Origin of the sequence: Superficieibacter sp. BNK-5, assembly GCF_047456055.1 — a bacterium.
GTDB lineage: Bacteria > Pseudomonadota > Gammaproteobacteria > Enterobacterales > Enterobacteriaceae > Superficieibacter.
In genome coordinates this window covers 3,121,179-3,136,832 of record NZ_CP179893.1, presented here as the reverse complement: position 1 = coordinate 3,136,832, position 15,654 = coordinate 3,121,179, and the positions used below count along the sequence as shown (strand labels likewise).

General features: G+C 55.2%; 12 protein-coding genes and 1 pseudogene. 6 read left to right on the top strand and 7 right to left on the bottom strand.

Going from position 1 to position 15,654, the window contains the following annotated elements; genetic code table 11:
* Nucleotides 1-88 precede the first annotated feature (88 nt).
* The 3 genes and pseudogenes from clpA to ACMGGS_RS15030 all read right to left on the bottom strand — a co-directional run bounded on the left by clpA (nt 89) and on the right by ACMGGS_RS15030 (nt 2,858).
* Entirely contained in the window at nt 89-2,365 is a 2,277-nt protein-coding gene (gene clpA, locus ACMGGS_RS15040; protein ID WP_414163287.1) for an ATP-dependent Clp protease ATP-binding subunit ClpA, read from the bottom strand.
* A 28-nt stretch (nt 2,366-2,393) separates the two neighbouring features.
* Complete coding sequence (clpS, locus tag ACMGGS_RS15035) at nt 2,394-2,714, bottom strand: ATP-dependent Clp protease adapter ClpS (RefSeq protein ID WP_176920620.1); 321 nt, start codon at nt 2,712-2,714, stop codon at nt 2,394-2,396.
* A gap of 98 nt (nt 2,715-2,812) precedes the next feature.
* Nucleotides 2,813-2,858: pseudogene (locus ACMGGS_RS15030) on the bottom strand (hypothetical protein).
* 178 nt (nt 2,859-3,036) lie between these two features.
* On the opposite strand from ACMGGS_RS15030, the gene cspD reads away from it, so the two are divergent.
* Nucleotides 3,037-3,258 (top strand): cold shock-like protein CspD, encoded by a 222-nt coding sequence (gene cspD, locus ACMGGS_RS15025; protein WP_176920619.1) that lies wholly within the window; start codon nt 3,037-3,039, stop codon nt 3,256-3,258.
* A gap of 69 nt (nt 3,259-3,327) precedes the next feature.
* Here the strand turns inward: cspD and macB are convergent, their stop codons facing one another.
* The 3 genes from macB to ACMGGS_RS15010 form a co-directional block, all read right to left on the bottom strand.
* Nucleotides 3,328-5,271, bottom strand: coding sequence for a macrolide ABC transporter ATP-binding protein/permease MacB (gene macB / locus ACMGGS_RS15020; RefSeq protein ID WP_414163286.1), 1,944 nt, complete (start codon nt 5,269-5,271; stop codon nt 3,328-3,330).
* Nucleotides 5,268-6,383 (bottom strand): macrolide transporter subunit MacA, encoded by a 1,116-nt coding sequence (gene macA / locus ACMGGS_RS15015; RefSeq protein ID WP_414163285.1) that lies wholly within the window; start codon nt 6,381-6,383, stop codon nt 5,268-5,270. The genes macB and macA overlap by 4 nt, the downstream gene beginning before the upstream one ends.
* A 90-nt stretch (nt 6,384-6,473) precedes the next feature.
* Entirely contained in the window at nt 6,474-8,132 is a 1,659-nt protein-coding gene (locus tag ACMGGS_RS15010; protein WP_414163284.1) for an ATP-dependent endonuclease, read from the bottom strand.
* Nucleotides 8,133-8,346: 214 nt separating this feature from the next.
* Between ACMGGS_RS15010 and ACMGGS_RS15005 the strand changes: the two genes are divergently transcribed.
* The 3 genes from ACMGGS_RS15005 (at nt 8,347) to hcr (ending at nt 12,024) form a co-directional block, all read left to right on the top strand.
* Nucleotides 8,347-9,246: a lysine exporter LysO family protein gene (locus tag ACMGGS_RS15005; RefSeq protein ID WP_414163283.1), complete on the top strand. Its 900-nt coding sequence runs from the start codon at nt 8,347-8,349 to the stop codon at nt 9,244-9,246.
* A 145-nt stretch (nt 9,247-9,391) separates the two neighbouring features.
* On the top strand, nt 9,392-11,044 hold the full coding sequence (hcp, locus tag ACMGGS_RS15000; RefSeq protein WP_414163282.1) for a hydroxylamine reductase: 1,653 nt from the start codon (nt 9,392-9,394) through the stop codon (nt 11,042-11,044).
* 11 nt (nt 11,045-11,055) lie between these two features.
* Nucleotides 11,056-12,024 (top strand): NADH oxidoreductase, encoded by a 969-nt coding sequence (gene hcr / locus ACMGGS_RS14995; RefSeq protein ID WP_414166286.1) that lies wholly within the window; start codon nt 11,056-11,058, stop codon nt 12,022-12,024.
* Between the two features lie 282 nt (nt 12,025-12,306).
* Here the strand turns inward: hcr and ACMGGS_RS14990 are convergent, their stop codons facing one another.
* The gene (locus tag ACMGGS_RS14990; protein ID WP_194205576.1) at nt 12,307-12,741 is read right to left on the bottom strand and encodes a DoxX family protein; all 435 of its coding nucleotides are present in this window, start codon (nt 12,739-12,741) and stop codon (nt 12,307-12,309) included.
* A 150-nt stretch (nt 12,742-12,891) separates the two neighbouring features.
* On the opposite strand from ACMGGS_RS14990, the gene poxB reads away from it, so the two are divergent.
* Both poxB and ltaE read left to right on the top strand, forming a co-directional pair.
* Nucleotides 12,892-14,610, top strand: a complete 1,719-nt coding sequence (gene poxB / locus ACMGGS_RS14985) for a ubiquinone-dependent pyruvate dehydrogenase (RefSeq protein ID WP_414163281.1) — start codon at nt 12,892-12,894, stop codon at nt 14,608-14,610.
* A 37-nt stretch (nt 14,611-14,647) separates the two neighbouring features.
* Nucleotides 14,648-15,649, top strand: a complete 1,002-nt coding sequence (gene ltaE, locus ACMGGS_RS14980) for a low-specificity L-threonine aldolase (RefSeq protein ID WP_414163280.1) — start codon at nt 14,648-14,650, stop codon at nt 15,647-15,649.
* Nucleotides 15,650-15,654 lie beyond the last annotated feature (5 nt).

Below are 15,654 nucleotides of genomic sequence, written 5' to 3'. Positions count from 1 at the left end.
CTTTACTGAACCCCAGCATGGCCGAGGGGTTTTCTGTGCACAAAAAAGCGGGCTGTTACCAGCCCGCTTCCCATTTACGTTAAAAGAATTAATGCGCCGTTTCCGCCTTGTGCTTCTGCGCACTCTGGAAACCGTAGGTCAGCGTATTTTTCTCTTTATCCAGCGTAACCGTCACCTGGCCGCCATCGACCAGCGAACCAAACAGCAGCTCGTTAGCCAGCGGTTTTTTCAGGTTATCCTGGACAATACGCGTCATTGGACGTGCGCCCATTGCCCGGTCGTAACCTTTTTCCGCCAGCCAGTTGCGCGCTTCCTGACTGACTTCCAGGGAGACGCCTTTCTGATCCAGCTGAACCTGCAACTCGACAATGAACTTGTCAACAACCTGATGGATAACCTCGGTTGAGAGGTGATCAAACCAGATAATGTTGTCCAGACGGTTACGGAACTCCGGCGTGAAGATCTTTTTGATCTCTTCCATCGCGTCGGTACTGTTGTCCTGATGGATAAGACCAATCGATTTACGTTCGGTTTCCCGTACCCCGGCGTTGGTAGTCATCACCAGCACCACGTTGCGGAAGTCTGCTTTACGCCCGTTGTTGTCGGTCAGCGTACCGTTGTCCATGACCTGCAACAGCAGGTTAAAGACGTCCGGATGCGCTTTTTCGATCTCATCGAGCAGCAGAACCGCGTGCGGATGTTTGATCACCGCATCGGTCAGCAGGCCACCCTGGTCGAAGCCAACGTATCCCGGAGGCGCACCGATCAGACGGCTAACGGTGTGGCGTTCCATGTACTCGGACATATCAAAACGCAGCAGTTCAATACCCAGCGCTTTTGACAGCTGTACCGTCACCTCGGTTTTACCTACGCCCGTTGGCCCGGCAAACAGGAAGGAGCCGACCGGTTTGTGGTCGTGTCCCAGCCCGGCACGCGCCATCTTGATGGCTTCGGTTAAGGCCTCAATGGCTTTATCCTGTCCGAAGACCAGCATTTTCAGACGGTCGCTGAGATTTTTCAGCGTATCGCGATCGCTCTGCGAGACGCTTTTCTCAGGAATACGTGCAATGCGTGCCACCACGGACTCAATATCGGCCACGTTGATGGTTTTCTTGCGCTTGCTGACCGGCATCAGACGCGCCCGTGCGCCCGCTTCATCAATTACGTCAATGGCTTTGTCCGGCAGATGACGATCGTTGATGTATTTTACCGCCAGCTCAACCGCCGCACGCACTGCTTTAGCGGTATAGCGAACATCGTGGTGCGCTTCGTACTTCGGCTTCAGGCCGTTGATGATCTGCACCGTTTCGTCAACGGATGGCTCAGTGACATCGATTTTCTGGAAACGACGCGCTAGCGCGCGATCTTTTTCAAAGATGTTGCTGAATTCCTGATAGGTGGTGGACCCCATCACGCGGATTTTGCCGCTGGAAAGCAGCGGTTTAATCAGGTTAGCCGCATCCACCTGGCCGCCTGATGCCGCGCCTGCACCGATGATGGTGTGGATTTCGTCAATAAACAGGATGCTGTTTTCGTCCTGCTCAAGCTGCTTGAGCAGCGCTTTAAAGCGTTTCTCAAAGTCGCCGCGATATTTGGTACCGGCCAGCAGTGAACCGATATCCAGCGAGTAGACCGTGCAGTCAGCCACAATTTCCGGCACGTCGCCCTGCACGATACGCCAGGCCAGACCTTCGGCAATGGCGGTTTTACCTACGCCAGATTCGCCCACCAACAGCGGGTTGTTTTTGCGACGGCGGCACAGTACCTGAATGGCGCGCTCCAGTTCTTTATCGCGGCCAATCAACGGGTCGATACCGCCTACGCGAGCAAGCTGGTTAAGATTGGTCGTGAAGTTTTCCATCCGTTCCTCCCCGCCTGCCTGCTCTTCAGTACCGGGCTGGCCTCCCTGATCGGAAGACTGGCTCGGCTCGTCTTTACGGGTGCCGTGAGAGATGAAATTCACCACATCAAGGCGGCTGACTTCGTGTTTACGTAACAGGTAGGCGGCCTGCGATTCCTGCTCGCTAAAGATGGCCACGAGGACGTTCGCGCCGGTCACTTCACTACGGCCGGAGGACTGAACGTGGAAGACCGCGCGCTGCAAAACACGCTGGAAGCTGAGCGTCGGTTGTGTGTCGCGCTCTTCTTCACTGGCGGGCAGCACCGGTGTGGTTTGTTCGATGAAGGCTTCGAGTTCCTGACGCAGCGCCACCAGATCCACGGAGCAGGCTTCAAGCGCTTCGCGGGCAGATGGGTTACTGAGCAAAGCCAGCAGCAAGTGCTCTACGGTCATAAACTCGTGTCGGTGCTCGCGCGCTCTGGCGAAAGCCATATTTAAACTGAGTTCCAGTTCCTGGTTGAGCATTGGGCACCCCCTCAATAGTTTGCCTTAATCAGGCTTTTTCCAGCGTACACAGCAACGGATGCTCGTTCTCCCTTGCATATTTGTTCACCATCACCACTTTCGTCTCCGCGACCTCGGCGGTAAAAACCCCACAAATGGCCTTACCCTGATAGTGAACCGTAAGCATCAGTTGCGTTGCACGTTCTACATCATAAGAAAAGAACTTTTGCAGCACGTCAATAACAAATTCCATCGGCGTGTAATCATCGTTCATTAACATAACTTTATACATAGATGGCGGTTTTAGCGCGTCGCGCAGCTCATCTTGTGTAATTTGGTCGAAATCCAGCCAATCTTTCGCTTTACTCATTGTCAGTCGTCATCTTCAGTTACGGTTACCGGCTCGCTTTTTTACCGCTGACGTGAGTCTATGCATACTATGAATCTACAATAGATCTTAGATAACTATCATCTATCGTTATCATCCGCGACTTCTGTCACATTCCTGGTCAATAGCGTTAACTGCTTCAAATTTTAGCGCATTTTACCCCGTCACCCTTTGCGAATCACTTGACGCGATGCCCGATTTCTCTAAATTGTACAAGCTGGAGTTGACGAGGTTTTGAACAACTCCCATCCAACACCGGTTCATTCCATCTTACTTGCAAAAGATCTCTGAAGGATGTCGAAGCATGGAAACGGGTACAGTTAAGTGGTTTAACAACGCCAAAGGGTTTGGCTTCATTTGCCCCGAAGGCGGTGGCGAGGATATTTTCGCCCACTATTCAACCATTCAGATGGATGGTTACAGAACGCTAAAAGCCGGGCAGGCCGTCCGGTTTGATGTTCACCAGGGGCCAAAAGGCAATCATGCCAGCCTGATCGTCCCTTTCGAAGCCGAAGCGGTTGCATAGCCCATCAGCTTCATTGTGTACATCCCGCCGTCAAAATGCCAGCCCTTATGACTGGCATTTTTTTTATCTTTACTCACGCGCCAGCGCATCCACCGGATCGAGTCGGGCGGCGTTACGCGCCGGAAGCCAGCCGAACAACACACCAGTCAGCGTTGAACACAGAAAAGCGGTCAGCAGCGCGAGGGGAGAAAAACCAATTTCCCAGCCCGGCAAGAAAAGCTGTAGCGTAAAGGCAATGAGCATCGATAAACTGACGCCCAGCGCCCCACCCACCAGGCAGACCAGCACCGCTTCGATTAAAAACTGTTGCAGTACATCGCTGGCCCTTGCGCCAACCGCCATACGAATGCCGATTTCACGCGTGCGCTCGGTGACCGAGACCAGCATGATATTCATCACCCCTATCCCACCGACCAGCAGCGAAATTACCGCCACTAACGTTAAGAACAGCTGAAGAGTACGTGTGGTCTTTTCTGCCGTTTTCAAGACGCTGTCCATGTTCCAGGTGAAGAAATCCTTTCTACCGTGACGCAGGGTCAGCAAGCGAGTAAGCTGCTGCTCGGCCTGAGCGCTCTCATAGCCATCGTTGATACGCACCGTGATGGAATTCAGCCACGACTGGCCCATCACCCGTCCGGCCATGGTGGTATAGGGAAGCCAGACGCGGAGAATTTTACTGCTGCCAAACATCGACTGCTTCTCTTCCGCCACGCCGATCACCGTCGCGGGCATATTGCCCACGAGGATAATCTCTCCGACCACATTGGTTTTGTTGGGGAATAGCTGACGCCGGGTATTGCTGTCGAGCACGGCGACCTGCGCCCGCCCTTTCAGTTGCTCATCGTTGAAGGTCGCGCCCTCGCTGAAGGTCATCCCGTAGACATTGAAATATTGCCCACTCACGCCGTTGGCGCTGGCGGCCATATCCAGATTGTTATAGCGCAGCCGCAGGTTCTGCGACACGGCTGGCGTTGCTGATTTTACCCACGGCTGTTTCTGGATCGCAGTCAGGTCGTCATATTTTAGTGCCTGCTGATACTGCGGGTCGTCATCGCCGTAATCTTTACCGGGATACACATCAATGGTATTGGTGCCTATCGCGCGGATATCCGCCAGCACCAGTTCCTTGGCGGCATCCCCCACCACCACAATCGAGACCACTGAAGCGATACCGATGATGATCCCCAGCATCGTCAGCAACGTGCGCATTTTATTCGCCGCCATCGCCAGCCACGCCATCGTCAACGCCTCGCGAAAGCTGCTGCTAAACTGCCGCCAGCCCGGAACCGTCGCCTGATGCGCCTGCTTTAACGGGCCAGAAACCGTCGTTTTCGCCGGCGGATTACTGATGATTTCGCCATCGCGAATTTCAATAATCCGCTCGGCCTGTGCTGCGACGTCCGGATCGTGGGTGACGATAATCACCGTGTGCCCCCGATCGCGCAACTGGTGCAGGATCGCCATCACCTCTTCGCCAGAATGGCTGTCCAGCGCGCCGGTAGGCTCATCCGCGAGGATCACCTGGCCGCCGTTCATCAGGGCGCGGGCGATACTGACGCGCTGCTGCTGCCCGCCTGAGAGCTGTGAGGGCTGATAATCTGCTCGCTCAGTCAGCCCCAGCCGCTCAAGCAGTTCACGGGCGCGTTTCAGTCGCGCCGCGCGTTCCGTCCCCGCATACACGGCCGGGACTTCAACGTTCTGCGTCGCGGTAAGGTGAGATAACAGATGATAGCGCTGAAAGATAAAGCCAAAGTGCTCACGTCGCAGGCGTGCCAGCGCATCGCTGTCCAGGGTAGCAATATCCGTCCCGGCAAGCCGATAGGTTCCGCCGGTGGGCTTATCCAGACAGCCAATGATATTCATCAGGGTGGATTTACCGGATCCGGACGCGCCGACAATTGCAACCATCTCCCCGGCCGCAATGCGCAAAGAGATCCCTTTCAGTACCTCAACACTGCCCTCGCCGGAAGGATAGCTGCGGCGAATATCCGTCAGCTCAAGCAGTGCCGTCACGATTTATCTCCGGGCTGCTTTTCACCAACAATCACTTCATCGCCTTCTTCCAGCCCTTTGACTACTTCTACGCTGGTGTCATTACGCGCGCCGATAGTCACTTCACGATCGTGGACCTCGCCGTTACGCAACAGCCGCACGTTGTAACGATTATCGCCGGTGGCGTCGCCCAGTGAGGAAAGCGGAATGGTCAGAACATTACGCACGCCGGACAATTGAATATGCACCTGCGCGGTCATCTCCAGGCGCAGTATGCCTTTCGGGTTTGGCACTTCAAAGCGGGCATAGTAAAAAATGGCGTCGTTCACCTTTTCCGGCGTCGGGAGCACGTCTTTTAGCGTCCCTTCATAGCGGGACAGCGGATCGCCGAGCACTGTAAACCACGCTTTCAGCCCCGGTTTCAGATGAATAACGTCGGCTTCGGATACCTGCGCTTTGACCAGCATGGTGCTCAGGTCCGCCAGCGTCAAAATGTTTGGAGCCTGCTGCGCGGCGATCACTGTTTGCCCCTGAAGGGTGGTAATTTGCGTTACCTCACCCGCCATCGGCGCAATGATGCGGGTGTAGTCGAGGTTGGTTTTGGCGGTGCTCAGGGTTGCCTGATTGCGCTGGATCTGAGCGTCCAAAGTGCCGATTTGTGCCTGTTTTACTTCAAGCTCGGTCGCGGCGGTATCCAGATCCTGACGAGAAATCGACTGGGTGCGCGCCAGTTGCTGTTGACGGGAGAGCGTCACCTTCGCCAGTTGCATTTCGGCGACCGCCTGACGACGCTGCGCGCGCAGCTCCATCAGCGTGGCTTCGACTTCTTTGATCTGGTTTTCCGCCTGCTCAGGATCGATAACGCCCAGCAGCTGATCTTTTTTCACCTTATCGCCGATATTCACCGACAGGGTTTTGAGCTGCCCGCTGACCTGCGCGCCGACATCCACTTTACGCAGCGCGTCCAGCTTACCGGTGGCCAGTACCGCCTGCTCAAGATCGCCCTTGCGCACAATCAGCGTCTGGTACTGTGGCTGCGGGGCGTTAAGCTTCTGCCACAGCCAGAATGCAGCCACCACAATGACCACTACCAGCAGCAGCCAGCGCTTTTTGCCTTTTCCCTTCAAATTCATAAAAATTCCAGATACCTGAGCTTTTGATGCGAGGTGCTAATTCTATCGCAATACGCTGTCAACGAAAGGTTAATGATAAGCAATAAACTGTTAATCAGCGCGGCCACGCGCCAGCCACAGCACCCGGGAGAACATTTTACGCAGCAAGAGCGGAATAGATTCCGTCCCCCGTCGCCCCGCTTCCATCGCCATTTCAATCGCCAGATCCGGTTTTGACGAACGATGGATCGCCTTAACAATCACCCGGCGTGGATTGACCGGTGCGTTTTCCGGGATCTGCGCCACCCGGTAGTAAACGTCAGCGAATCCCTGACGATACATAAAATGCTCCATATCCAGCGCCGGCAGCGCCGTTAAATGGTCGCGCTCCTGCTCACGATCGTTGTTGAGTAAACTGCGCACGGTGGCGGCATATTTTTTCCCGGCTTCATCGCCGTCCACCAGCACATGCCATTCAATCCCCATCCGCCGGGCGAATTTAATCAGCGGCTTTAACCCGGACTGCGCGAACTCAATAACCTTGACGCCTTCAGCATCAAAATGGTGTCCGCACTGCCGCGCCAGTTCGTTAATAACCCACGTCTCCGTTTCGCCCTCAACCAGCAACCAGCAGCGGGCAAACAGCGATGACGGGCGATTAAAGCGAATATGAAAGGCGATGCGTCGCCCATCCTCTGCACTCAGTCCTCCCGGCCCCAGACGCCATGCGGCCACGCGCGAGGATTCGCGCACCAGGCGGCAAACATGCTCGACCGGGGTCAGCGACAACAGTTCACCCGAATTGGTGGTGGTCACCTGTTGCAGCGGCAACAGGTTCAGCAGATGCCAGGCGACTGAGAGCATGATGGGATGCAAGCGGGTTTCGGGATCTTCAATCAGCAATAACGGCCGGGCGTCTTTATCCAGTTTTACCGTTCCCTTGGCCTGCAATAACGTGGAAAACAGCCCCAGCAGGATCACCCGGTGGCTGCGTCCGCCGGGGCGATCAATCATCCGGTTAATGACGTCCAGATAGCGCCAGCTCTGCTGCTCGTTACGCGAGCGGCGACGGATTAAACGATGGCGGGTTTCACCTGAACTGTGCTCGGCAAAATAGTGCTCCAGCAGTTGCGCCATCGCCGACAGCCCCTGGCGAAGCTGCCCGTCGGAAAGATTCTGCGGACGATCCACCAGCTCGCGTGCCAGAAAATCGAGCTGGCGGGCGGTCACTTCCACATCGGGGAAATTCGGCACCGTACCGTTACGGATGCGCCGCATAAAGCGGGCGTCGCGTAACCGTAGTACCGGCACCAGCCGGATCAGATGGCGGGCTATGTCGTCTATTTCAGCGATGGGGAGCGGATTTCCTGCGGCGTCCAGAAATCCACGCAGCGTCATGACGGAATTATCGTCAGCCAGTTCACCTTCCAGACGGTAAAAAAGGCGATGATAACCATCCTCGCCAGGCACCCAGCATGGCGATAGCGGGCGAAAGCGTTGGGCATGATGGCGACCGGGGAACGCTTCACGAAACGTCAGAATAATATGCAGATGATGTTCGCGACCCTGGACGTCGCCGGCGGGGAACCAGAAATCGTCGTGCACAAAATGGTACAACTCGTTGCCCGGCGCAAGGATCAGCGTGAGCGCATCCAGCAGACTGGATTTCCCCCAGGCGTTCTCACCAATCAGGACGTTATTCTCTTCCAGCATCAATGACAGACGGTTGATGCCACGAAAACCCACGATATCCACTCGTTCAAGAAGCATAGCGTCTCCTTTACTTTCGTTATATCCCTGTTTCTGACTGTATATCACCAATTCTCTTTTCTGGCACCGGGTTATGGTTTTCCGATGGTATGACAAACCGGATATGATTACGTCAGAGATGCATAACTTTTCTTTTTTATTGCACCTTTACTCACTCTGCCGTTTTGGGTAGTGTCAGCAAGCGTTATTCGTTGAATGAAGGGACTGGGGTTTCATGTTTTCGGGTTTGTTAATTATTCTTCTGCCGTTGATTATTGGCTATCTGATCCCTCTGCGCCATGCTGCCGCCCTTAAAATTATCAATCGTCTGTTAAGCTGGATTGTTTACGTCATCCTCTTTTTTATGGGGATCAGCCTCGCGTTTCTGGAAAACCTGGCCAGCAACCTGCTGGCGATTTTTCACTACTCCTCGGTCAGTATTACCGTCATTTTGTTGTGTAATATTGCGGCGCTTGTCTGGCTTGATCGCGTCATTCCCTGGCGGCATACCCATCAGCAGGAGAAATTACCGTCGCGTATTGCGATGGCGCTGGAGTCGCTGAAACTGTGCGGCGTGGTGATCCTGGGCTTCGCCCTTGGTCTGACCCATTTTCCGGTCTTACAGCACGCCACCGAGGCCAGCGAATACACGCTGATCTTTTTACTGTTTCTGATCGGCATTCAGTTGCGTAACAGTGGCATGACGCTAAAACAGATTGTGCTGAACCGCCGGGGGATGATGGTAGGCGTGGTGGTGGTCGTCAGTTCGCTGGCGGGCGGCGCACTAAACGCGTTTTTACTCGATCTGCCGCTGCGGACCAGTCTGGCGATGGCCTCCGGCTTCGGCTGGTATTCGCTTTCCGGTATTTTGCTCACCGAATCCTTTGGCCCGGTCATTGGCAGTGCCGCTTTCTTTAACGATCTGGCGCGCGAGCTTATCGCGATCATGCTGATTCCTGGACTGGTGCGCCGCAGCCGCTCAACAGCGCTGGGATTATGCGGGGCCACCTCTATGGATTTTACCCTGCCGGTTTTACAGCGTTCCGGTGGGCTGGAGATCGTCCCTGCCGCCATTGTTCATGGCTTTCTCCTGAGTCTGCTGGTGCCGTTACTGATGGCCTTTTTCGCCGCCTGATACCTCTTTGGTGGTAGTCCTCTGCCGCCAAAATTGAGCTAAATCAATCTCCCTGTAACTTACCGCACAAATTCCTTTTCAGCCTCCTGCGACCAGCATAATCTTAAACATGTATTTTAAATATAACTTTAAAAAAGGTGTGACCATGTTTTGTGTGCAATGTGAACAAACCATCCGTACCCCGGCAGGGAACGGCTGCTCTTACGCGCAGGGTATGTGCGGGAAAACAGCTGAAACCTCTGACCTACAGGATCTGCTGATCGCCTCGTTACAGGGTCTTTCCGCCTGGGCCATCAAGGCGCGCGAATACGGCATTATCGACCACCATGTCGATAACTTTGCGCCGCGCGCGTTCTTCTCAACCTTAACCAACGTTAACTTCGATTCCCCGCGTATCGTGGGCTATGCACGCGATGCCATTGCCCTGCGCGAGGCGCTGAAAGCGCAATGCCTGAGCGTGGATGCCAGCGCCGCTGTGACTAATCCCATGGCCGAGCTGGAACTGGTCAGTGCCGATTTAGGCGACTTACAGCGTCAGGCGGCAGATTTCACTCCGAATAAAGATAAAGTCGATATTGGCGAGAACATTCTCGGCCTGCGTCTGCTGTGCCTGTACGGCCTGAAAGGCGCGGCGGCTTATATGGAACACGCGCACGTTCTCGGGCAGTACGATAACGATATCTACGCGCAGTACCATAAAATCATGGCGTGGCTGGGGACGTGGCCTTCCGATATGAACGCTCTGCTGGAGTGCTCAATGGAAATCGGCCAGATGAACTTCAAAGTGATGAGCATTCTGGATGCCGGTGAAACCACCAAATATGGTCATCCAACGCCGACCCAGGTCAACGTTAAAGCGACCGAAGGCAAATGTATTCTGATCTCCGGTCACGATCTGAAAGACCTGTACAACCTGCTTGAGCAGACAGACGGTACCGGCGTTAACGTCTATACCCACGGTGAAATGCTCCCCGCGCACGGTTATCCGGAACTGCGCAAATTCAAACATTTGATCGGTAACTACGGCAGCGGCTGGCAGAACCAACAGGTAGAGTTCGCCCGCTTCCCTGGCCCGATTGTGATGACCTCTAACTGCATTATCGATCCGACCGTCGGCGCATATGATGACCGTATCTGGACCCGCAGCATCGTCGGCTGGCCGGGCGTTAGCCATCTTGAAGGCGACGACTTCGCGCCGGTGATCGCTCAGGCGCAGCAGATGGCAGGCTTCCCGTACAGCGAAATTCCGCACCTGATCACCGTTGGCTTTGGCCGTCAGACCCTGCTGGGCGCAGCGGACACTCTGATTGACCTGGTGAGCCGCGAAAAACTGCGTCACATCTTCCTGGTTGGCGGCTGTGATGGTGCACGCGGCGAACGTAATTATTTCACCGACTTCGCCACCAGCGTGCCGGACGACTGCCTGATCCTGACGCTGGCCTGTGGTAAATACCGCTTCAATAAACTGGACTTTGGCGATATCGAAGGTCTACCGCGTCTGGTGGATGCCGGTCAGTGTAATGATGCCTATTCCGCGATTATTCTGACGGTGACGCTGGCAGAGAAACTGGGCTGTGGCGTTAACGATTTGCCGCTGTCGCTTGTGCTCTCCTGGTTTGAACAGAAAGCGATTGTCATTCTGCTGACCCTGCTCTCTCTCGGCGTGAAAAACATCGTCACCGGGCCGACCGCACCAGGCTTCTTCACCCCGGATCTGCTGGCGGTTCTCAACGAGAAGTTTGGTCTGCGTTCCGTGACCACGGTTGAAGAAGATATGAAGCAGTTGCTGAGCGCGTAAGGAGTGTGATGATGACGATACCCACCACGCAGTGTCCATGGCGGATGCAGGTTCACCATATTCATCAGGAAACGCCGGATGTGTGGACCCTTTCGCTGCTGTGTCACGATTATTACCCGTACCGCGCGGGTCAGTATGCGCTGGTCAGCGTGCGCAATTCGGCAGAGACGCTGCGCGCCTATACGATTTCGTCTACGCCGGGGGTGAGCGAGTATATTACCCTGACCGTCCGCCGGATTGACGAGGGTGCAGGTTCACAGTGGTTAACCCGCGATGTGAAACGCGGCGACTATATCTGGTTGTCCGACGCGATGGGCGACTTTACCTGTGAAGATAAAGCTGAAGACAAGTTCCTGATGCTGGCGGCAGGTTGCGGCGTGACGCCGGTAATGTCGATGCGCCGCTGGCTGGCGAAGTATCGTCCACAGGCCGACGTGCAGGTGATCTTTAACGTTCGTTCACCGCAGGATGTGATTTTTGCCGAAGAGTGGCAGCAGTTTCCGGTCACGCTGGTCGCGGAAAATGAGGCGACCGGGGGATTTATCTCCGGTCGACTGACGCCTGAGCTATTACAGCAAGTGCCGGACCTGGCTTCACGTACTGTAATGACCTGCGGGCCAGCGCCGTATATGGACCTCGCTGAGCAGGAAGTGAAAGCGCTTGGCGTGACGAAATTCTTTAAAGAGAAGTTCTTTACGCCGGTTGCACAGGCGGCGAATGAGGGACTGAAGTTCACGAAGCTTGCCCCGGTGCAGGAGTTTTATGCGCCGGTGGGCACCACGCTGCTGGAGGCTCTGGAGAGCAATAAGGTGCCTATCACCGTTGCCTGCCGCGCAGGCGTGTGTGGCTGCTGCAAAACCAAAGTGGTTTCCGGTGAGTATACGGTTAGTAGCACCATGACGCTGAGCGATGCGGAAATTGCTGACGGGTATGTGCTGGCCTGTTCATGTCATCCGCAAGGGGAGCTGGTGCTGGCCTGAGGAGCAAAATATGCCGGGTGGCGCTTCGCTTACCCGGCCTACGGATCGGCCGCATCCTTTGGTAACATGCCAGGGGCGCTGCGCTTGCCCGGCCTACGGATCGGCCGCATCCTTTGGTAACATGCCGGGTGGCGCTTCGCTTGCCCGGCCTACGGATCGATCGCATCCTTTGGTAACATGCCGGGGCGCTGCGCTTGCCCGGCCTACGGATCACGGTTGTCAGCTTGTCTGTAGGCCCGGTAAGCGCAGCGCCACCGGGCAAAATGGCACGTCGCTACCGTTTTATCGCCACGCCGGATCGCGCACGACTGAATAACGCCCCGCCCCCATAAAAGCAATCGCCAGCCCACCGATAAAGAAGTAAGCAATATTTTCAATCGCCCATGCGCCAGTTTTATCCAGCATCCAGGTATTATTAATCCCTACCATCAACCACGCCACCAGCATGGTAAAAGACAATACCAGCGCCGCCGGACGCGTCAAAATACCCAGGATAATCAAACACGGCACTAACACTTCGCCAATCAGCACGCCATAGGCAACAAACCCCGGTAAACCCTGCGCAACCACCATGCCACGGATCCCGTCGATGCCATCAAACAGTTTGTGCAGCCCGTGGAAAAGCATTAACCCGCCCACGGCAATGCGTAACAGCAGCTTGCCAAAATCTTCATGTGAAAGGGTTCTATTGACGGCAATTAACAATTTCTTAACCATTTGAAATGCCTCTTGTTTTAAATGCGACTGCTTCACATTACGCCTTCCGCAATACGAAAGATAGCGCCTTTATGCACGGAGGTTTTCTGCGCGCCTCCCTGGATCTGACCTAAGCTTGTAAGCGGTATCACACAAAGGAGATGGAAACCCATGAAACAAACCGTTGCCGCTTATCTTGCTAAAACACTGGAACAAGCGGGTGTCAAACGTATCTGGGGCGTCACAGGTGATTCACTGAATGGCCTGAGCGACAGTCTGAACAAAATGGGCACGATTGACTGGATGCCTACCCGCCACGAAGAAGTGGCCGCGTTTGCCGCCGGTGCAGAAGCACAGTTGACGGGCGAACTGGCAGTTTGTGCCGGTTCCTGCGGGCCTGGTAACCTGCATTTAATTAACGGCCTGTTTGACTGTCATCGTAACCACGTTCCGGTACTGACCATCGCCGCGCATATTCCGTCCAGTGAAATCGGCAGCGGTTATTTCCAGGAGACGCATCCACAGGAGCTGTTCCGCGAATGCAGCCATTACTGTGAACTGGTCTCATCGCCAGAGCAGATCCCTCAGGTGCTGGCTATTGCCCTGCGTAAAGCCGTGCTTAATCGCGGCGTGTCGGTCATTGTGTTGCCGGGCGACGTTGCCCTTCAGGCAGCGCCGGAAAATGCCAGCAGCCACTGGTATCCCGCCCCGCAACCAGTAGTCACCCCCGCAGAACAAGAACTGAAAAAACTGGCCCAGCTACTGCGTTATTCCAGCAAAATCGCCCTGCTCTGCGGCAGCGGCTGTGCCGGGGCGCATGCCGAACTGGTAGAATTCGCCGGTAAAGTAAAAGCGCCTGTCGTCCATGCGATGCGTGGCAAAGAACATGTCGAATATGACAACCCTTATGATGTGGGAATGACCGGGCTGATCGGCTTCTCCTCCGGTTTTCACACCATGATGAATGCCGATACGCTGGTGCTTCTGGGTACCCAATTTCCGTATCGCGCCTTCTACCCGACCGATGCCAAAATTATCCAGATCGATATCAATCCGGGAAGTATCGGCGCACACAGCAAGGTTGATATGGCGCTGATTGGCGATATCAAAGCCACATTAAGCGCCCTGCTGCCGCTGCTGGAAGAAAATACCGATACCCGCTTCCTGGATACCGCGTTGAAGCACTACCGCGAAGCGCGTAAAGATCTGGACGCGCTGGCGAAACCCAGTGAGAAAGCGATCCACCCGCAGTATCTGGCGCAGCAGATTAGCCATTATGCCGATGACGACGCTATTTTTACCTGCGACGTGGGTACGCCTACGGTCTGGGCCGCCCGCTATCTGAAAATGAACGGTCAGCGTCGGTTGTTAGGCTCCTTTAACCACGGTTCGATGGCCAATGCCATGCCACAGGCACTGGGCGCACAGGCTACCGCGCCGAACCGTCAGGTCGTTGCCCTGTGTGGCGATGGTGGTTTCAGTATGCTGATGGGCGACTTCCTGTCGGTGGTGCAGATGAAGCTGCCGGTAAAAATTATCGTCTTTAATAACAGCGTGCTGGGCTTTGTGGCGATGGAGATGAAGGCCGGGGGTTATTTGACTGACGGTACCGATCTTCACGACACAAACTTTGCCCGTATCGCCGATGCCTGCGGCATTACCGGTATTCGCGTCGAGAAAGCGGTTGATATTGACGACGCGCTGCAACGCGCCTTTGCCACCGACGGTCCGGTACTGGTGGACGTGGTGGTAGCGAAAGAAGAACTGGCTATGCCACCGCAAATTAAACTTGAACAGGCCAAAGGCTTTAGCCTCTATATGTTGCGCGCGATCATTAACGGGCGCGGTGACGAGGTGCTGGAACTGGCAAAAACCAACTGGCTCAGGTAAAAATAGGGCATCATCCTGAATCAAAAAAGGAAATGCCGTGATTGATCTACGCAGTGATACCGTAACCCGTCCGGGGCGCGCCATGCTTGACGCCATGATGGCCGCTCCGGTCGGCGACGACGTTTACGGTGACGATCCTACCGTTAATGAACTTCAGCGTTATGCCGCCGATCTGGCTGGTAAAGAGGCGGCGCTGTTTTTGCCGACGGGCACCCAGGCCAACCTGGTTGCCCTTCTCAGCCACTGTGAACGTGGCGAAGAATATATCGTCGGCCAGGGCGCGCATAACTATCTCTATGAAGCAGGCGGTGCCGCCGTGCTCGGCAGCATTCAGCCGCAGCCTATTGATGCCGCCTCCGATGGCACCCTACCGCTGGATAAAGTCGCCGCCAAAATCAAAGCCGACGATATCCACTTCGCCCGCACTAAACTGCTCAGTCTGGAAAATACCCATAACGGTAAAGTCCTGCCGCGAGAATATCTCCAGGCGGCGTGGGAGTTTACCCGTAGCCGCGGTCTGAGTTTGCACGTTGACGGCGCGCGCATCTTCAACGCCGTGGTGGAGTATGGCTGTGAATTGAGAGAGATTACGCAGTACTGCGATTCCTTCACCATCTGTTTATCAAAGGGATTAGGCACGCCGGTAGGCTCGCTGCTGGTCGGCAGTCACGACTATATTAAACGCGCTACCCGCTGGCGGAAGATGACCGGCGGCGGTATGCGTCAGGCAGGGATTCTGGCGGCGGCCGGTTTGTACGCGTTAAAACATAATGTTGCCCGCTTGCGTGAAGATCACGACAACGCCGCCTGGCTTGCTGCCCAATTGAAAGAAATAGGTGCGGATGTCATGCGTCATGACACGAATATGCTGTTTGTCCGCGTCGGTGAAGAGAACGCCGCCGCGCTGGGCGAACATCTGCGTGCGCAGGATATCCTGATCAACGCCTCTCCGGTGGTGCGTCTGGTGACCCATCTTGATGTCAGCCGCGAGCAGCTAGAGCAACTCGTTGCTCACTGGCAAGCGTTTCTCAACCGCTAAGGAGC